The organism is Salinisphaera sp. T5B8 (genome assembly GCF_040361255.1).
GTDB lineage: Bacteria > Pseudomonadota > Gammaproteobacteria > Nevskiales > Salinisphaeraceae > Salinisphaera.
Map to the genome: position 1 here is coordinate 18,906 of NZ_APNG01000014.1, position 19,336 is coordinate 38,241.

The following is a 19,336-nucleotide window of genomic DNA, read 5'->3' on the forward strand; positions in this document are numbered from 1 at the left end:
CCGATACGGCATTCGGCATCCGGAATTGCTCCGCGAGCGAGCCGAATCTGACCCGAGGACTAAAAATGCACCAGTTGAAAGGCGGACTCTATTCGCCAGAGTTCGAGCGAGATGCCTGCGGCTTCGGCCTGATCGCCAATATGGACAACCAGCCGAGCCATTGGCTGGTCAAGACGACGATCGGCGCGCTCGAACGCCTGACCCACCGCGGCGCGGTGGCAGCCGACGGCAAGACCGGCGACGGCTGCGGCATTCTGATGAAAAAGCCGGATGCCTTCCTGCGCACGATCGCCCAGGAAGCCGGCATCGAACTGGCCGATCATTACGCCAGCGGCATCGTCTTCTTGAATCTCGACGCCAACCAGCGCGACGCAGCCAAGTCCGAGCTGGACCGCCAGCTCGAGGACGAAGGGCTGAGCGTCGCCGGCTGGCGCGAAGTGCCCATCGATGCACAGTCCGCCTGTGGCAATCAGGCGCTGGAAACCCTGCCCCATCTCGAACAGTTGTTCGTGAACGCCCCGGCGGAGATGGACCACGCGCTGTTCGAATCCAAGCTGGTGTTCGCGCGCCGACGCACGGAAAACGCGCTGCCCGACGACGATGTCTTCTATGTGCCGTCGCTGTCGGCGCATGTGCTGTCGTACAAGGGCATGGTCATGCCCAGCTATCTGCCGGTGTTCTACAAGGACCTGGCCGACGAGCGCCTGGAAACCTCGCTGTGTGTATTCCATCAGCGCTTTTCCACCAACACGCTGCCGCAGTGGCGCCTGGCCCAACCGTTTCGTTATCTGGCGCACAACGGCGAGATCAACACGGTCACGGGTAACCGCAACTGGTCGACCGCGCGGGCGAACAAATTCGCCTCCGACAAGCTGCCCGACCTGGAATCGATCCTGCCGCTGGTCTCCACCACCGGCTCGGACTCGCAAAGCCTCGACAACATGCTCGAAGTGCTGCTCGCGGGCGGCATGGACATCTTCTATGCCATGCGCCTGCTGATGCCGCCGGCCTGGCAGAACGTCGACTACATGTCGGCCGATCTGCGTGCGTTTTACGAGTACAACTCCATGCATATGGAGCCTTGGGACGGCCCGGCGGGCATCGTGCTCACCGACGGGCGCTATGCGGCCTGCTGCCTGGATCGCAACGGCCTGCGCCCGGCGCGCTATGTGATCACCAAGGATCGCCATATCACCCTGGCCTCCGAAATCGGGGTCTGGGACTACAACCCGGCCGATGTCGTCGCCAAGGGCCGCCTGAAGCCCGGCGACATGATCGCCGTGGATACCGAAAACGGTGAACTGATCAAGCCGCAGGAAATCGACAAGCGTCTGGCCAGCCGTGCCCCCTACAAGCAGTGGCTGAAAAAGAACGCGCGCATGCTGGAATCGCGGCTGGCCGACACCCGCGACGAAGCCTGGATGGAGCGCGAGCAGGTCAAGGTCTACGAAAAGCTCTTCCATGTGTCGTTCGAAGAGCGCGACCAGGTGCTGCGTCCGCTGGCCGAAGCCGGTCAGGAAGCCACCGGCTCCATGGGCGATGACACGCCGTTTCCGGTGCTGTCGCGCGTGGATCGGGTGATCTACGACTATTTCCGCCAGAAGTTCGCCCAGGTCACCAACCCGCCGATCGACTCGCTGCGCGAGCGTATCGTCATGTCACTCGAGACCTGCTTCGGGCGCGAACGCAATGTCTTCGAGGAAAACGAAGCACGCGCCAAGCGTCTGGTCGTGGATTCGCCGGTGCTCTCGACCGGCAAATTCCGGCGCCTGCTGTCGATCGACGATGACGACTACGCGCATACGATCATCGACCTGAACTACGACGCGAACACCGCGCTGTCCGATGCGATCGCCACAATCTGCGATCAGGCGGTGGATGCGGTCAACGCCGGCAAGACCGTCATCGTGCTCTCCGATCGCGAGATCAAACAGGGCAAGCTGCCGATCCAGGCCCTGCTGGCCACCGGCGCGATTCATCATCGCCTGACCCGCGAGAATCTGCGCTGCGACGCCAATCTGGTGGTGGATACCGCCAGCGCACGCGATGCGCACCACTTCGCCTGCCTGATCGGCTACGGGGCGAGCGCGATCCATCCGTATCTGGCCTATGAAAGCCTCAACGATCTGGTGCGCTGCGGCCAGATCGACAGCCGCGACCCGGATGAGCTCTGTGCGACCTATCGCAAGGGCATTAACAAGGGTCTGTACAAGATCATGTCCAAGATGGGCATTTCCACGGTCACAAGCTACCGCGGCGCGCAGCTGTTCGAGATCGTGGGCCTGGACCACGAGGTGACCGACACCTGCTTCAAGGGTACGGTCAGCCGTGTCGCCGGTGCTGGCTTTGCCCATCTGCAGGCCGATATCGCCCGTTTGGCCCAGAACGCCTGGAACCCGCGCGTGGCCATCAACCAGGGCGGGCTGCTCAAGTTCGTGCATGGCCAGGAATATCACTGCTACAACCCGGACGTGATCGCCACGCTGCACGACGCCGTGTCGACCGGCGACTACGCCAAGTACCGCGAGTACGCCGATATCGTGCAGGGCCGGCCCGTGTCGGTGCTGCGCGACCTGTTCAAGCTGCGCGACGATATCGAGCCGATCTCGATCGACGATGTCGAACCCATCGAAGACATCACGCCGCGTTTCGACTCGGCCGGCATGTCGCTGGGCGCGCTCTCGCCCGAGGCCCACGAGTCGCTGGCCCAGGGCATGAACCGCATGGGCGGGCGCTCGAACTCGGGCGAAGGCGGGGAAGACGCAGCCCGCTACGGCACCGACAAGATGTCGAAGATCAAGCAGGTGGCATCGGGCCGCTTTGGCGTGACCCCGCACTATCTGGTCAACGCCGAAGTGCTGCAGATCAAGATCGCCCAGGGTGCGAAACCCGGCGAAGGCGGTCAGCTGCCCGGCCACAAGGTCAACGAAATGATCGCCCGCCTGCGCTATTCCAAGCCGGGCGTGGCGCTGATTTCGCCGCCGCCGCATCACGACATCTACTCGATCGAGGATCTGGCCCAGCTGATCTTCGACCTCAAGCAGGTCAATCCGCAGGCGCTGGTGTCGGTCAAGCTCGTCTCTGGCCCCGGCGTAGGCACGATCGCGGCCGGCGTGGCCAAGGCCTACGCCGATCTGATCACCATTTCCGGCTACGACGGCGGCACGGGCGCCTCCCCGCTCACCTCGGTACGCTATGCCGGCACGCCCTGGGAACTCGGCCTGTCCGAGACCCAGCAGACGCTGCGCGCCAACGACCTGCGTGAAAAGGTGCGCGTACAGACCGATGGCGGCCTCAAGACCGGCCTCGACGTCATCAAGGCCGCGATTCTGGGCGCCGAATCCTTCGGCTTTGGTACCGGCCCGATGGTCGCACTCGGCTGCAAGTACCTGCGCGTATGCCATCTCAACAACTGTGCGACGGGTGTCGCCACCCAGAACGAGGTGCTGCGCGAACGCCACTTCATCGGCATTCCCGAGATGGTGCAGAACTTCTTTGGCTTCATCGCGCAGGACACGCGCGAACTCATGGCCAAGATCGGCGTGCGCTCGCTCGGCGAGCTGATCGGGCGCACCGATCTGCTTGAAATTCTGCCGGGCGAAACGCCGAAGCAGCAGGGTCTCGATCTGGAACCGATCCTGTCCAAGGGCGGACTGGCCGACGATATCCCGACCCAGTGTCTGGATCCGCACAACGAGCCCTTCGACAAGGGCGAGCTGGCCGAACAGATGGTGGCCGACGCGCTGGATGCGATCGAAAACAAGACCGGCGGCACCTTCGAATACGAAGTGCACAACAACAACCGCTCACTCGGCGCGCGGCTATCGGGTGAGATCGCCCGTCGTCACGGCAACCTGGACATGGAAGACGCGCCGATCACGCTCAAGCTCACCGGCACCGCCGGCCAGAGCTTCGGCGTGTTCAACGCCGGCGGCCTGCATATGTATCTCGAAGGCGATGCCAACGACTATGTGGGCAAGGGCATGGCCGGCGGTCGGCTGGTGATCCGGCCCTCGCGGGATGCCGGCTTCGTCGCCCGCGATGCAGCCATTATCGGCAACACCTGTCTGTACGGCGCCACCGGCGGCGCGCTGTATGCCGCCGGCATGGGCGGCGAACGCTTTGGCGTGCGTAACTCGGGGGCGACCGCGGTCGTGGAAGGCATTGGCGATCACGGCTGTGAATACATGACCGGCGGCTGCGTGGTCGTGCTCGGCCATACCGGCGTGAACTTCGGCGCCGGCATGACCGGCGGTCTGGCCTATGTGCTGGATGAAAAACGCGAGTTCGTCGACCGCTACAATCACGAGCTGATCGACATCCATCGGCTGGTTTCCGAGAACATGGAAGCCCACCGCCACTATCTGCGCGAGATGATCGAAGCCCACGTGGCCGAAACCGGCAGCGCCTGGGGCGCCGAAATCCTGGAAGATTTCCGCGACTACATCGGCCAGTTCTGGCTGGTCAAGCCCAAGGCCGAGAGCGTGGAAACGATCCTGGATACGCTCAATCGCGCGGCCTGATCACGCCGCAGAAAGGGGCCGCGCCGCGCCTGCTCATCAACAGGCGCGGCGCGGGCTGCGTAACGACTAAAGGTTAGCAATGGCAAAGAATCATTTGCAGTTTCTCGACATACCGCGCCAGGACCCGAAAAAGGTCGAGGTGCCGGTACGCATCCACGAATTCGCCGAAATCTACGGCCAGTTCGACAAGGAAACCGCCTCCCAGCAGGCCGGGCGCTGTATTTCCTGTGGCAATCCCTACTGCGAATGGAAATGCCCGGTCCACAACTACATCCCGAACTGGTTGAAGCTCGTCAACGAGGGCAATCTGTTCGAGGCGGCCGAACTGTCGCACGCCACCAACACCCTGCCCGAGATCTGTGGCCGTATCTGTCCGCAGGATCGCCTGTGTGAAGGCGCTTGCACGATGAACGACGGCTTCGGCGCCATCACCATCGGCTCGGTCGAGAAATACATCACCGACGAGGCCTTCAAGCAGGGCTGGCGTCCGGATGTCTCGAACGTGGTGTGGACGGACAAGAAGGTCGCCGTAATCGGCGCCGGCCCGGCGGGCTTGGGCGCGGCGGATATCCTCGTGCGCAGCGGCGTCAAGGCCGTGGTGTTCGACAAGTACCCGCGTATCGGCGGCCTGCTCACCTTCGGCATTCCCCCGTTCAAGCTCGAAAAGAGCGTGGTCGAAACCCGCCGCGAGGTCATGGAAGGCATGGGCGTGGAATTCCGCCTGGGCTGCGAAGTGGGCAAGGACGTCCAGATCGAAGACCTCATGGAAGAATACGATGCCGTATTCATGGGCATGGGCACCTATACCTATATGAAAGGCGGCTTCCCCGGCGAGGATCTCGACGGCGTGCACGAAGCGCTGCCTTTCCTGGTGGCCAACATCAACCGCGAACTGGGCCTGGAAAAGAATCCGCGCGACTTCATCGACATGCGCGGTGAGCGCGTGGTGGTGCTCGGTGGCGGCGATACCGCCATGGACTGCAACCGTACCTCGATCCGCCAGGGCGCCAAGAAGGTCATCTGCGCCTATCGTCGCGACGAAGAGAACATGCCCGGCTCGGCGCGCGAATTTCAGAACGCGCGCGAGGAAGGCGTGGAGTTCATGTTCAACCGCCAGCCGGTGGAGATCGTTGGCGACACCAAAGTCGAAGGTATCAAGGTCGTCACCACCAAGCTGGGCGCGCCGGATGAACGGGGGCGGCGCCGACCCGAGCCGGTCCCGGGCACCGAGGAAGTCATCGAAGCCGATCGCGTGATTATCGCTTTTGGTTTCCGCCCCAACCCGCAGGAATGGTTCGACACGCACAGCGTGGATATCGACGACGGCGGCCGCGTGATTGCCCCCGGCAAGGGTCGCTTCAAGCACCAGACCACCAATCCCAAGATCTTTGCCGGCGGCGATATGGTGCGCGGCTCCGACCTGGTGGTCACCGCGGTGTTCGAAGGCCGGGAAGCCGCCAAGGGCATTCTCGACTATCTGCAGGTCGGCGTCGGCGAATCCGGCAACGCGGCCTGATCGATCGCCTTTTCACGCGGCGCGTCGGCTCTGCCACGCGCCGCGAACTAGACCGCTGACTGGAGCACGCCTTGCGCCCCATTGCCGATATCGACCGCCTCATCTTCGCGCTCGACGTACCCGACGCCGAGGCCGCGCGTGCACTGGTCGACCAGCTGGGCGATGCAGTGAATTTCTACAAGGTCGGCCTCGAACTGGCCATGGCGCCCGGCTATTTCGAGCTGGTCGACTGGCTCAAGGCACGCGGCAAGAAGGTTTTCGTCGACGTGAAGCTGTTCGACGTGCCGGCTACCGTGGCCGCGGCCGTACGCCGGCTATGCGCGCGCGATATCGACTTCATCACCGTGCACGGCAACCAGCAGGTCATGGAAGCCGCCGCCGAGGCGCGCAGCGGCAGCTCGAGTATTCTTGCGGTCACCGCCCTCACCAGCCTCGACCAGGGCGACCTGGACGACATGGGCTTTGCCTGCGATATCGAATCGCTGGTGCTGTCGCGCGCCAAGCGGGCTCTGGAGGCCGGCTGCGACGGCGTGATTTCGTCGGGCATGGAAGTCGCCAACCTGCGCGCTCACGCGCCCGAGAAGCTGATTGCGGTTACCCCCGGCATTCGCCCGGTCGCCAACGATGAAGGCGCGGGCGACGATCAGAAACGGGTCATGACGCCCACGGCAGCGATTGCCGCCGGCGCGGACTATCTGGTGGTCGGCCGGCCGATCCGCAACGCCGACGATCCGCGCGCGGCCGCAGTCGCAATTCAGCGCGAAATCAGCCAGGCGATCGCAGCCCGCTAGCCGCTCGCCAACGCCTGAACAGGCCGGCGGTATGCCCCGCCCGGCCAAGCCGTTAAACTGCGCGCCGTCCCATTCTTCGCGCGGCCGAGCGTCGCGTGCGTTGCGAGTGCCTTATGTCCCACGATCGTCTGCTGCGTGCGCTCAAGCGCGAACCTGTCGATGTCACCCCTGTCTGGCTCATGCGCCAGGCCGGTCGTTACCTGCCCGAATACCGCAAGCTGCGCGAACAGGCCGGCAGCTTTCTCGACCTGTGCCAGAACCCGGAGCTGGCCTGCGAAGTCACGCTGCAACCGTTGCGACGCTTTCCCCTCGACGGCGCGATCCTGTTTTCCGACATCCTCACGATTCCGGAAGCCATGGGTCTGGGCCTGCATTTCGTGGCCGGCGAAGGCCCGCATTTCCATCATCCGGTGCGCACGCCCGATGAGATCGCGAAATTGCGCGTACCGGATATCGAGGAAAGCCTCGGCTATGTCCCGGCCGCCGTGCGCCTGATCCGCCGCGAACTCGACGGCAAGACACCGCTGATCGGCTTTGCCGGCAGCCCGTGGACGCTGGCCACCTATATGGTTGAAGGCGGGCCGTCGAAAAACTATCAGCACATCAAGGCGTTGATGTACAACGCGCCCGAGTCGCTGCATCAGCTCATGGATATCCTCGCGCGCTCGGTCGCGGCCTATCTCAATGCCCAGATCGCAGCGGGCGCCCAGGCCGTGCAGATATTCGATACCTGGGGCGGCGTGCTCACCCCGGCAGCCTATCGCGAATTTTCGCTGGCCTACATGCAGCGCATCGTCGAACAACTCGACGACGCGCCGGATGGCAGCAAGGTGCCGGTGATCCTGTTCACCAAGGGCGGCGGCCCCTGGCTCGAAGCCATGGCCGCCACCGGCTGCGATGCGCTGGGCCTGGACTGGACCATCGATATCGACGAAGCGCGGGCGCGCGTGGGCGACAAGGTCGCCCTACAGGGCAATCTCGACCCGGCCATGCTCTATGCCAAGCCCGAGGTCATTCGTGAAAACGTCGCCGACGTGCTCAACCGCTTCGGCGATCATCCGGGCCATGTGTTCAACCTTGGCCACGGGGTCACGCCGCAGGTCGACCCCGACCATGTCGCAGCCCTGGTGGACGCCGTACACGAGTTTTCCGCGCGCTGAGCGATAAATCGGGCCAGTCCCACGCGGGCCGGCTTGGCCTTGTCATCGGCAACCGTTACATTGCCGACATCGTTTCTTCAAAGCTGTGTACGACGCCTGTATGAAGCGCGCGCTACAAAACATTCGCGGGGCGATCGCCATCGCGGGCATGGTGCTGGTCACACTGATCGGCTTTATTCCGCTATTGCCCACCAGTCTGGTCAAACTGCTCGCGCCGTGGCCGGCCGTGAAAAAACCGGCCACCCACGCCGTGCTCTGGGTGGCACGCTGGTGGGCGCGTGGCATCAATGCCTGCATTCTGGGCATGGGTCGCACCCGCGTGAGCTACGATCAGCAGGTGCCCGACGATCCGCATGGCCGCTATGTGGTGATCTCCAACCACCAGTGCTGGGCCGATGTGATGCTGCTATGTCACGTCATCGAACCGCAGCTGCCCTTCCCGCGCTACTTCATCAAGGAACAGCTGCGCTGGCTGCCGGTCGTCGGCATGGCTTGCTGGGCGCTGGATTTCCCGTTCATGAAACGCCACAGCCGCGCCGAAATCGAAAAGAACCCGGCCCTGCGCACTCGGGACATGGAAACCGTGCGCCGCTCCTGTGAAACCTTTCGCGACTGGCCGGTCACCATCGTCAATTATGCCGAGGGCACGCGCTCGAACGCCGCCAAGCGCCGGGCGGTCAATTCGCCCTACGAAGCACTGATGCCGCCCAAGGCCGGCGGTACCGCCTTTACCCTGAACGCCATGCACGACGTGCTCGATGGCGTGCTCGACATGACCGTGGCCTATGTGAACACGCCCGAGCCGAAGTTCTGGGACATGCTCTGCGGGCGTATCGACGAAGTCGTGATCCGCGTACGCCGGCTGGATGTTCCCAGCGATCTGCTCGAAGGCGACTACATGGGCGATGCCGATTACCGCAATCGCTTCAAGCGCTGGCTCGAACAACTCTGGGCCGAAAAGGATATCGAGGTCGCAGCGCTACAGGACCCGCGCCGATCCGCGACGCGTTTCTCACAGGTGGACAAAGCCTCGTGAGCGGCCCGCATGTAGTCTGGATTACCGGCGCGAGTTCAGGCATCGGCGCGGCCCTGGCCCGCGAGATGGCCGCCAACGGCTGGCAGGTCGCCGCCAGCGGGCGTAACCGCGAACGCCTCGATGCACTTTGTGCTGATGCACCCGACGCAATCCATGCTTTCGTGCTCGATGTCACCGACGGCGCGGCGAATAACGAAACGGTCGCCGCGATCGAACGACAGCTGGGCCCGATCGACCTTGCCGTGTTCAATGCCGGCATCGGTAGCCAGTTTTCGGTGACTCGCTTCGATGCGGCCGACGTCCAGAATCGCATGGCCGTGAACTACGGCGGCGCGGTCAACGGCATCGGCGCGGTGTTGCCTGGGATGCTCGCGCGCGGCGCCGGCCAGATCGCGCTGACCGCCAGCGTAGCGGGTTTTCGTGGTTTGCCCGGGGGCGCACCCTACTCGGCCTCAAAAGCAGCGATGATCGCGCTGGCCGAGGGGCTCAAGCTCGATCTGGATAGTCACGGTATCGCCGTGAGCGTGATTACACCCGGTTTCGTGCGCACGCCGATGACCGAGAAGAACCGGTTTCCCATGCCGTTCATGGTCGACGCCGACGACGCAGCCCGGCGTATCCGTCGCGGCCTGGCCGCGAAACGCTTCGAGATCACGTTTCCACGCCGTTTGTCCTACATACTCAAGCTTATGCAGCGCCTGCCGTATGCGCTGTATTTTCCCATCATTCGTCGTGTCGCGAGGCTCTAATGAATACCGTCATCTGGGTTGTCATCGTCATCGCGCTGCTGGTTGCCGCCTTGGGCATCGTCAATTGGGTTCGCGCCCAGATCGCGGCGAGTCGAGAAGATCTCAAGCATGTCGATCGCAGCAAGCTGCGTAATCTCGACGACGACGCCTGGGCCGAAGAGGAACGCGAAAAGGACGACTGGAAAAGCTAACCCCCGCGTTCGTCCGCCGCCGCGCCCACCGGCGTAGAATAGCGGCTGGCGTGCGCCCGCGACGGGCGCCTGTGTGCTTTAGTTTCAACCCAGGCGATCGTATGACCGACGAGATCATTCGCTGGCTCACACCCTGGGAGCCTCAGCCGGTCTTGATCGCGGTCTTTGCCCTCGCCGCGGCGTGTTATGTGCGCGGGCTTGCCCGGCGGCGACGCATACGCGATATCGCGCCCGCGATCGCTTTCGGTATCGGCCTGATCAGCATGTATGTCGTCATGCAAACGCATGTCGACTACTACGCGCAGTACATGTTCTTCATCCACCGCGCCCAGCATCTGATCCTGCACCATCTCGGCCCGTTTCTGATCGCGCTGTCCATGCCTACGGCCGTGCTCGCCGCTGGCGCGCCCGCCTGGCTTAATCGCGGCGTGCGCGGGATGGGCGAACTACCGCCCGTGATGGCCTGCTACCGGTTCGTGCAGCACCCGTTCATCAGCGCGTTGCTGTTCGTGGGCCTGATCTATTTCTGGCTTACGCCTTCGATTCATTTCACCGCCATGCTCTCGGCACGCGACTACTGGCTGATGAATCTGTCCATGGCGGTCGATGGCCTGCTGTTCTGGTGGTTCATGCTCGACCCGCGCGCGCCGGGAACCACGCGTACCACCTATTCCACCGGCCTGCGCATCATCGTGCTGTGGGCGGTCATGCCGCCGCAGATTGCGCTCGGCGCCTATATCGCGCTCGCGCCGGATACCGTTTATGACGTGTATGCGGTCTGCGGGCGCGCGTTTCCGATCTCGCCGATCGTCGACCAGCAGCTGGGCGGGCTGATCACCTGGATACCGGCAGCCATGATGAGTGTTGTGGCAACGCTCATCCTGTTGCGCTTCGGCTTCATTCACGAACGGCGTGCGACAACCGCGCAAGGCAGCGGCGCGCCGGTCAAGGAACCCGTGACATGACTGTGTACAAGTTGTTTTCCCGTGTCTTGCTGAGCACCCTGCTGGGCATCGTTGTAACAGCCTGCTCGGGCGGCGCCGACTACACCGCGCATGACATCACCGGCGTGATGCCCGATCTCGCGTTCAATCTGTCCAACGAACAGGGCGAGGCCGTTACGGCCGACGATTACGACGGAAGGCTGAAGCTGCTGTTCTTCGGCTACACCAACTGTCCGGATATCTGCCCGGCCACGATGGCGCGTATTCGTGCCGCGCTGGGCGGCCTGGACGAACAGGACCGCGACGATATCGACGTACTGTTTTTGAGCGTCGATCCCAAGCGCGACACACCCGAGCGCCTGCAACGTTTCACCTCCAGCTTTGGCCCCAATATGGTGGGCCTGACCGGCACCCAGGAACAGCTCAAGGCACTCACCAAGCGTTACCGGGTCACCTACGGCTACGGCGAGCCCAACGACAACGGCTTCTATCTGGTATCCCACAGCAGTGCGATCTTCGTGTTCGGCCCTGACGATCGTTCCCGCTTGCTGATCAACCAGCAGGAAAGCGTGGATGAAATCACCGCAGACCTGAAAACCCTGCTCGGGCAGCTCGACTGAACGGATCTGCGCAAATAGTCGAGCGCGCGCTGAGCTGCAAGAATCGGCTTAAGTCCGCGGATTCATTTTTTGACAAACCCGGCCCTTGAGGGTCTTTACCCTCTCTGCACGAAGGCGTTCTTCGGTCATTCGTCCGCAGATCGACACAGATCAACGCAGATCAAGACCGTGTGTTTGATCTTGGCCGTTCGCCGGTTCCGATTACGAACAAAGTTGAGAATCGAGCACAAGCGCTCAGCATCCGCTGTTCAACCTAACTGACTTGCGCTTTATTGCGTCTCTTCGCGTTAATTTGCGGAGTATTCGCCTTTCACATCTGCGTGAATCTGCGTCGATCTGCGGATACGTCTTCCAGAAACGAAGCGCTTGGCAAAGGGGAGGCACCGCGGGTCGAGGTTACCCCAAACTACCTGTTTTACGCCTTATTTGCGTATATTCGCGTTTATTTGCGGACAATATCCTTTCTAGAACGCACCCGGCTGATCTGCGCGGCTCTGCGTCGGCCAGCGGGTGCTTCTTTATGAGAAACGCAGCGCTTGATGGCGGTTAGCGCCTCTGCGCGAAGGCATTGTCCGATTATTCGTCCGCAGATCGACACAGATCAACGCAGATCAAGACCGGGTGTTTGATCTTGGCCGTTCGCCGATTCCGATTACGAGCAAAGTTGAGAATCGAACACAAGCGCTCAGCATCCGCTGTTCGACCTGACTGACTTGCGCTTTATTCGCGTATCTTCGCGCTCATTTGCGCAGCGTAGTCGCCTTTCACATCTGCGTGAATCTGCGTCGATCTGCGGATACCTCTTCTAGAAACGAAGCGCTTGGCAAAGAGGAGGCACCGCGGGCCGAGGTTACCCCAAACCACCTGTCTTATTTGCGCATATTCGCGTTCATTTGCGGACAATATCCTTTCTAGAACGCACCCGCAGGCGTTTGGTAGAAGTCCGATCAGGTTGTTAGCGTGCGGCCCGTTCGCTACGCCCGATACGCTCCTGCAATTCGGCATGACGACGCCGGTCCAGCGGAAAGTCCCACATCATGGCGACCACGCCGAGCTTGATCGCCACCGGCAGCAGCCCGTACAACACGGCCAGCGTCCATAGCGCGACGGCGTCGTTGTCCTGGCCGGCATCGAAACCGGCCAGCCAGAGCACCGGATAGGCAATCCCGAGCGCGATCGCAAAGGCCAGCTTGGTGGCCATGCCCCAGAGGCCGAAATACAACCCGGCGCGTCCATCACCGCCGGCGGCCGTGTCTTCGTCGATCACATCGGCCTGAATCGAGGCCGCAATCGCCTGATCCACCCCCAGACAGGTGCCGCCAAGCACGCAGATGAGGCCGTAGCCGATATAGTCGCCTTCGCCGAGGGTGAGCGTGAAGATGAACACGAAGCTCACCCACAGCATGGAGGCACACCACAGGCGATGCTTGCTCCAGTTGCGCCCGATTTTCAGCCACAGCGGCAGGCCGAGCACGGCCGACAGAAAATAGATCGCCAGGAAAATGCCGCCGGTGATTTCGCTGCCGCCCAGAATCGCGGTCACGAAGAACAGAAACAGCGCCGCGGGCAGGCCATTAGCTGCGCCATTGAGCAAATAGGCGATCAACAGCCGCGTAAACGGGCGATTGGATTTGAGCAGATCCAGACTTTCGCGCCAGCGGATTTTCGAGGCATTGACGCCATCCGGTTCGCGCACGCGCCAGAGAAACAAACCGGTGGCGATCGGTAGCGCGACGAGCAAGAACATCGCAATCGCGGCCAGACCCGCCGCCGCACCGCCCACAAAGCGCTGCGCAAGGGCCGGCAGCATGATGGCGACCAGGGTGCCGAGCACGAAAAAGCCCTCGCGCCAGGCGGTGATACGCGAACGCTCGTCGTAGTCGGCCGACATTTCCGCGCCGAGCGTCGTATACGGCAGATAGATCAGCGTCCAGCCCAGATAGGCCAGCATGCTCCAGATCAACAGATAGGCCGCGCCGGCATTATCCGGCGGCACGAACAGAAACCAGGCCGCGAGCATGAGTAGCGGCGTACCGGCCGCGATCCAGGGTCGGCGGCGGCCGAAACGGGTCTGCAGTCGGTCCGAGGCGCTGCCGATCACCGGATCGGTGACCACATCGAACAGACGCGCGGCAAAGATGAGCACGCCGACCAGGCCGGTATTCAAACCCGGCATCTGCGCATAGAACGGCGGCAGATAGACCGTCAGCGGCAACCCGAGCGCTGCCAGCGGCAGCCCGAGCAGGCCATAGGCCGCCAGACGATCCATTGCGGTACGGGCATTCATGCCTGCCTCAATCGCGTTGCAAGGCGATCTGCATCAGATCGATATTGCCGGAGGTGAAACCGGCCGCGCAGTAGGCCAGATAATAGCGCCACATGCGGTAGAAGGCGCTGCCGCGTTCGGTGATGATGGTATCCGCGGCGGTACGCACCGAGGCGTCCCAGCGCATGAGCGTGCGCGCATAGTCGCCGCCGTAGAAATCGGTTTCGCGTACGCGCAGACCCTGGCGCTCGGCCTGGTCGCAGAAAACGCTGGGCGAGGCCAGCATGCCGCCTGGAAACACGTACTCCTGGATGAAATCTACGTTGGCGCGGTAATAATCGAAACGCGTGTCGTCGATGGTAATCGCCTGAATCGCGGCCTTCCCGCCCGGCTTGAGCGCGGCCTGGATGGCGGCGAAATAGGTCGGCCAGTAGGCCTCGCCCACGGCTTCGTACATTTCGATAGAAACCACGTGATCGTAACGCGTGTTCACGTCGCGATAGTCGCGCAGCTCGAAGTGCAGGCGTTCGGACAGACCGGCGGCCTGGGCGCGCTCGCGGGCGAAACGCAGCTGTTCGTTGGACAACGTCAGGCCGGTCACATGGCAATCGGCATGGGCGGCCGCATAGCGGGCAAAGCCGCCCCAGCCACAGCCGATCTCCAGAATATGATCGCCGGGCTTCACATTCAGGCGCTCGAGCAGGCGCGCGTACTTGCGTTGCTGGGCATCGGCCAGCGGCTCGTTTGCGTCGGCAAAAATCGCGCTCGAGTAGGTCCAGGTCTCGTCCAGCCACTGGGCATAGAAGTCGTTGCCCAAATCGTAATGGTAGGCAATGTTACGGCGCGAGCCACGACGGGAATTGCGCCGCAGACGATGCCGGATGGCGCTCATCAGGGTGTAGATATGCTGCAGCCGGGAAAAATCGGGCTCGAGGGCGTCTTCGTTGAGATGCAGCAGATAGATGAGCTTGGCCAGATCGTCGGCGTCCCACTCGCCGGCCATATAGCCTTCGGCAAAGCCAATGGAACCGGCCTTGAACAGGCGCGTGACCATCGCTGGCGAATGCATGATCAGCCGGGCCGACGGGCCCTCGCGCTCGCCGGCGAAAATCGCGGTGGATCCATTGGGCAGACGTACTTCCAGCCGCCCGGTATGCAGCCGGTCCAGGCGCTTGACGACCTGGCGCTCGCGCCAGTTGCTCGGGTCGCCGCTTTGAATGGTCGCGCCCTGGTGTCGCATGGTCATCGTGTCAGGAGACATTCTCGTGGTTCTGCTCGGGTTTTCGGTGAAACACGGCACCACGCAGCCAGAGCTTGAACGCCTGCCAGTGGATCGCCGCGACGACCTTGATCGTCATCAACGGTACGCGGCAAACCGCTTTGAGGATGTTGGCCGTGGTCAACGCCCGGCGTTCGCCGGTGAGGGTGGTGGCGATGCGCATGTGCTCGCCGTCGGCTTCGAACAGGCGAATACCCATGCCCAGCTGCTCGCCGGGCTCGGCGAAATGAAACCGATAACCCCCACTGCGATCGAAAAACGGCGATACATGAAAGGCTTTGGCCTTGTGCAGGGCCGCGCGCCAGCTCATGGGCGCGCCCTGCTCGTGCAGCACATAGAAATGATGCTCGCCAAAGGTGTTGTGGACCTCGACCACGATGGCGCGCAGCGAGTCGTCGGCATGTTCGCAATAGAACACGCTGATGGGATTAAAACCGTAGCCGAACACGCGCGGCATGGTCAGCAATTGCACACGCCCGCCAGCCAGGTCGATACCCTGATCGCCGAGCAATGTATCGAGCCAGAGGCGTAGGTTCGCGCCCGCCTCGTGCGGGCCGTGGTCGGCATCGTTAAACGACAATACGTTGAAACGATTGCGCGAAATCAGCGGCGACGCGGCACAGGCCTGATCGATGGCATCGATATCCAGCAGCAGATAGAAACTGCGATAGCCAAAGCGATAGCGCGGCGGGCCCGGGCGCCGGTGCATCACACGGCAGCGATACAGAACGCCCGCGCTAGCCATCGCGCCCGCTCCAGGGCACATCGACACCCAAACCTCGCGCCACACGTACCGCCGAGGCCAGCCCGTCCTCATGAAAGCCGTAGCCACACCACGCGCCACAGAACCAGGCCCGGTTGTCGCCCTGAATCTCGTCGAGACGGGCCTGCGCGGCGATGGCTTCGCCATCGAAAACCGGATGCGTGTATTCGATCTCGCGAATGACATGGCGCGGTTCGGGTTCGATGCGCGGATTCAGGCTGACCACGTACTCGCGCTCGCCGGCAATCGACTGCAGCCGGTTCATCCAGTAACTCACTGTCACACGCTGATTTTCGACGCCGTCGCGATCGGCGAGATAGTTCCAGGCCGCCCACACGCGGCGTCGACGCGGCAACAGCGCGGTATCGCTGTGCAGAACCGCACGGTTGGGCTGAAAGCGAAACGCCGACAGCAGCGACGCTTCGCGCGCGCTGGCATCGGCGAGCATCGCGCGGGTCTGATCGGCATGGCAGGCAAAGACCACCTGGTCGAAGGTTTCGGTTTTGCCGCTGGCCAGCGTCACATGGGCACCGTTTTCGTCGCGGCGTACCCGCTCGACCGGCGTGGCCAGACGCAGCTTTGCGCCCAGACGTTGGGCAATCGCCTGTACATAGCGCTGACTGCCGCCAACGATCGTCTTCCATTGGGGTCGGTTCGACAGCTCCAGCAGGCCATGGTTGTCGAAAAAGCGCAGGAACGCGCCGACCGGAAACGCACGCATATCCGCCGTCGGCGTGGACCAGATCGCCGCCGCCATGGGCAACAGATAGCGCGCGGCAAACGCATCGCTATAGCCATGACGGTCGAGAAATTCGCCCAGCGATACGGCCGGCAAGGCATCGGTTTCGATCAGCTGTCGGGCCTGTCGGTTGAAGCGCAGAATATCGGCGATCATGCGCCAGTGGCGGGCATCGAACAGCCGGCTTTTCTGCGCGAACAGGGTGCGCCAGTTATCCCCCGCCCATTCGATCGCGCCATCGGCAATAGAAACCGCGAACGACATATCGCTGGGCCGCGTCTCGACCGCCAGCTCGTCCAATAACGACTCGAAAAACGGGTAGTTACGATCGTTGAGTACGATAAAGCCGGTATCCACCGGCTGCTCGCCCGCCATGACCGTATTGGCATGCCCACCGGCCCGGTTCGCGGCTTCGAATACGGTGAGTTCCGCGCTGCCATCGAGCAACCAGGCGGTACCCAGCCCGGCAATCCCGCTGCCCACGATCGCGATTCGCTGCATGTCGTCCTTTTTATCAAGCACTGGGGCAAGTCGAACCCTTTGATACGGCCCACGATCGGCTACGGATGCGATCGGTTTTTACCCGTTTTGGTGTTTCGGCTATGCTTTGCGACCGACTTTGGAAACGGCGTGGATACAAATACGCTCACTCTCGCACGATCGCCCGATAGTGTATCGAAATCGGGCACCGGGGCCGCAGCCAGTCAGGCCGCGGTGCGATTCGCACGAATGTCCACGTTTGTCTTCAACCCTTCATTTACAAGGAGCGCACCATGAAAGAACCCGTACGCGTAGCCATTACCGGCGGCGCCGGCCAGATCAGCTATTCGCTGATCTTTCGTATCGCCGCCGGCGACATGCTCGGCCCGGATCAGCCCGTGATTCTGCAGTTGCTCGAAATCCCCCCGGCCATGGATGCGCTCAACGGCGTGATGATGGAAGTCAACGACTGTGCCTTCCCGCTGGTCAAGGACATCATCGGCACCGACAAGCCCGAAGAAGCTTTCAAGGATGCCGATATCTGCCTGCTGGTCGGCGCCAAGCCACGCGGCAAGGGCATGGAGCGCTCCGACCTGCTCAAGGCCAACGCCGATATCTTCTCGGTGCAGGGCAAGGCCATCAACGATCACGCCTCGCGTGACGTCAAGGTGCTGGTGGTCGGCAACCCGGCCAATACCAACGCGCTGATCGCGGCCAGCAATGCGCCGGATCTCGACAAGGGCCAGTTCACGGCCATGATGCGTCTGGACCACAACCGCGCCCTGTCGCAGCTGGCCCAGAAGACCGGCACCCAGGTCACCGATATCGACAAGATGATCGTGTGGGGCAACCACAGCGCGACCCAGTACCCGGATATCAGCCATGCCACCGTCAACGGCAAGGCCGCGCTCGATCTGGTCGATCGCGACTGGTACGAAAACGACTTCATCCCCACCGTACAGAAGCGCGGCGCGGCGATCATCGAAGCCCGTGGCGCCTCCAGCGCGGCCTCGGCCGCCTCGGCGGCTATCGACCATATCCACGACTGGGTGAATGGCTCGAAAGGCATCGTGTCGATGGGTATCCCCGCCGACGGCAGCTACGGCGTGGAAGAAGGCATCATGTATTCCTATCCCGTGACCTGCAAAAACGGCCAGTACGAAATCGTTCAGGATCTCGAGATCGACGAATTCAGCCGCGAGCGCATGAAGCAGACCGAAGACGAACTGCGCAGCGAGCGCGAAGCGGTTTCCGAGCTGCTGTAAGTCGCAACCATGGCTGGCGTGTGAATACGCGCCACGCGATCTGAAAAGCCGCGTCCAGCACGGACGCGGCTTTTTTCATGCCTGGGCCTGGCGCCGCATCTGGTCGAGATAGCCGCGCCGGTAGTGATACTTCATACCGATCTCGTAGCGCTTGAGCGGCGCCGCATTCGCACTCAGCCGATAGCGTAGCCATTGCTTGGCCAGCCGTGTCCACAGCGCGAGCGACGCGCCGGCCAGCTGTACTCCGCCGGTCCGCGGGTACAGATACGCATTCTTGCGGCCACGCCGGTAGGCCCCTTGGAAGAGCACCGGCAGAGTCAGTTGATCGGTATGCACATAGTGGGTAATCACGGCGTCAGGGACATAGACACAACGGTGGCCCTGGGCCATCAGCGCCTTGTTCAGATCGGTATCCCCGCCCTTGATGTAGTCAGGCGTGCCATCGGGCCCGACGTTTTCGTCGAAACGCCGCCCCCCTAGCGCGCTGCGGCGTATCGTCATGTTCGCGCCGAGCGCAGGTACGTCGGTCGGACCCTCCTGCTCGCGCGGTCGATAATGACCACAGTGACGTTCGATAATCGCCTGCCCGCCCTTGCCTTCCAGCCAAGCCGGCACATCGCCTATAAGACGCGCCACCACCGGACCGCAAAACAGCTCCGCATCGGACCACTCCCGAGCAGCACGCCACAAGCTGGCTAGCCAGCGCGCATCGATGCCCACATCGTCGTCGGTAAATGTCAGCAAGGCCCCGCGAACGTGATCGAGTGCATGATTCTGTGCCCGACACTTGCCCGGTTTGTCGTAGCGCAACACCACGAGTGGCAACTCGGCGGCGGCATCTTCCAGCACCTGCGCAGTTGCGTCGGTACTGGCATTGTCGACCACGATCAATTCCCAGTCGAACGCGATATCGCGCTGATCGGCGAGCGCCGACAGGGTTACGGCGAGTTTATCGGCCCGGTTACGCGTGGTGATTACAACACTGATGGCGACATCTTTCACGGCCATGTCGTG

At 62.6% G+C, this 19,336-nt stretch carries 15 protein-coding genes; 10 read left to right on the forward strand and 5 right to left on the reverse strand.

Annotation, left to right across the window (positions count from 1 at the left end; translation table 11 throughout):
• The first annotated feature begins 65 nt into the window (after positions 1 to 65).
• The 9 genes from gltB to T5B8_RS13160 all read left to right on the forward strand — a co-directional run bounded on the left by gltB (position 66) and on the right by T5B8_RS13160 (position 11,530).
• Positions 66 to 4,523: a glutamate synthase large subunit gene (gltB, locus tag T5B8_RS13120; protein WP_353179405.1), complete on the forward strand. Its 4,458-nt coding sequence runs from the start codon at positions 66 to 68 to the stop codon at positions 4,521 to 4,523.
• Between the two features lie 79 nt (positions 4,524 to 4,602).
• Positions 4,603 to 6,039: a glutamate synthase small subunit GltD family protein gene (locus T5B8_RS13125; RefSeq protein WP_353179407.1), complete on the forward strand. Its 1,437-nt coding sequence runs from the start codon at positions 4,603 to 4,605 to the stop codon at positions 6,037 to 6,039.
• Positions 6,040 to 6,110: 71 nt separating this feature from the next.
• Complete coding sequence (pyrF, locus tag T5B8_RS13130) at positions 6,111 to 6,830, forward strand: orotidine-5'-phosphate decarboxylase (protein ID WP_353179408.1); 720 nt, start codon at positions 6,111 to 6,113, stop codon at positions 6,828 to 6,830.
• A 113-nt stretch (positions 6,831 to 6,943) separates the two neighbouring features.
• Complete coding sequence (hemE, locus tag T5B8_RS13135; RefSeq protein WP_353179410.1) at positions 6,944 to 7,990, forward strand: uroporphyrinogen decarboxylase; 1,047 nt, start codon at positions 6,944 to 6,946, stop codon at positions 7,988 to 7,990.
• 100 nt (positions 7,991 to 8,090) lie between these two features.
• On the forward strand, positions 8,091 to 9,026 hold the full coding sequence (gene yihG / locus T5B8_RS13140; protein WP_353179411.1) for a 1-acylglycerol-3-phosphate O-acyltransferase, YihG family: 936 nt from the start codon (positions 8,091 to 8,093) through the stop codon (positions 9,024 to 9,026).
• The gene (locus T5B8_RS13145) at positions 9,023 to 9,775 is read left to right on the forward strand and encodes an SDR family NAD(P)-dependent oxidoreductase (protein ID WP_353179413.1); all 753 of its coding nucleotides are present in this window, start codon (positions 9,023 to 9,025) and stop codon (positions 9,773 to 9,775) included. The genes yihG and T5B8_RS13145 overlap by 4 nt, the downstream gene beginning before the upstream one ends.
• Entirely contained in the window at positions 9,775 to 9,966 is a 192-nt protein-coding gene (locus T5B8_RS13150; protein WP_353179415.1) for a hypothetical protein, read from the forward strand. Before T5B8_RS13145 ends, T5B8_RS13150 begins: the two co-directional genes overlap by 1 nt.
• 101 nt (positions 9,967 to 10,067) lie before the next feature.
• Positions 10,068 to 10,931, forward strand: coding sequence for a cytochrome c oxidase assembly protein (locus tag T5B8_RS13155; protein ID WP_353179417.1), 864 nt, complete (start codon positions 10,068 to 10,070; stop codon positions 10,929 to 10,931).
• On the forward strand, positions 10,928 to 11,530 hold the full coding sequence (locus T5B8_RS13160) for an SCO family protein (RefSeq protein WP_353179418.1): 603 nt from the start codon (positions 10,928 to 10,930) through the stop codon (positions 11,528 to 11,530). The genes T5B8_RS13155 and T5B8_RS13160 overlap by 4 nt, the downstream gene beginning before the upstream one ends.
• A 955-nt stretch (positions 11,531 to 12,485) precedes the next feature.
• Here T5B8_RS13160 and T5B8_RS13165 read toward each other — a convergent pair.
• From T5B8_RS13165 to T5B8_RS13180, 4 genes are read right to left on the reverse strand one after another with little or no spacing between them, the layout of a single operon-like run.
• Positions 12,486 to 13,817: an MFS transporter gene (locus T5B8_RS13165; RefSeq protein WP_353179420.1), complete on the reverse strand. Its 1,332-nt coding sequence runs from the start codon at positions 13,815 to 13,817 to the stop codon at positions 12,486 to 12,488.
• Positions 13,818 to 13,824: 7 nt separating this feature from the next.
• Positions 13,825 to 15,042 carry a class I SAM-dependent methyltransferase gene (locus T5B8_RS13170; protein WP_353179422.1) on the reverse strand — a complete coding sequence of 406 codons (1,218 nt, stop codon included), beginning with the start codon at positions 15,040 to 15,042 and terminating at the stop codon, positions 13,825 to 13,827.
• A gap of 4 nt (positions 15,043 to 15,046) precedes the next feature.
• Positions 15,047 to 15,820 carry a DUF1365 domain-containing protein gene (locus T5B8_RS13175; RefSeq protein ID WP_353179424.1) on the reverse strand — a complete coding sequence of 258 codons (774 nt, stop codon included), beginning with the start codon at positions 15,818 to 15,820 and terminating at the stop codon, positions 15,047 to 15,049.
• Positions 15,813 to 17,078 (reverse strand): NAD(P)/FAD-dependent oxidoreductase, encoded by a 1,266-nt coding sequence (locus T5B8_RS13180; RefSeq protein ID WP_353179426.1) that lies wholly within the window; start codon positions 17,076 to 17,078, stop codon positions 15,813 to 15,815. Before T5B8_RS13180 ends, T5B8_RS13175 begins: the two co-directional genes overlap by 8 nt.
• Before the next feature lie 272 nt (positions 17,079 to 17,350).
• On the opposite strand from T5B8_RS13180, the gene T5B8_RS13185 reads away from it, so the two are divergent.
• Positions 17,351 to 18,322: a malate dehydrogenase gene (locus tag T5B8_RS13185; protein ID WP_353179428.1), complete on the forward strand. Its 972-nt coding sequence runs from the start codon at positions 17,351 to 17,353 to the stop codon at positions 18,320 to 18,322.
• Positions 18,323 to 18,397: 75 nt separating this feature from the next.
• Here the strand turns inward: T5B8_RS13185 and T5B8_RS13190 are convergent, their stop codons facing one another.
• Positions 18,398 to 19,330, reverse strand: coding sequence for a glycosyltransferase family 2 protein (locus T5B8_RS13190; protein ID WP_353179429.1), 933 nt, complete (start codon positions 19,328 to 19,330; stop codon positions 18,398 to 18,400).
• Positions 19,331 to 19,336 lie beyond the last annotated feature (6 nt).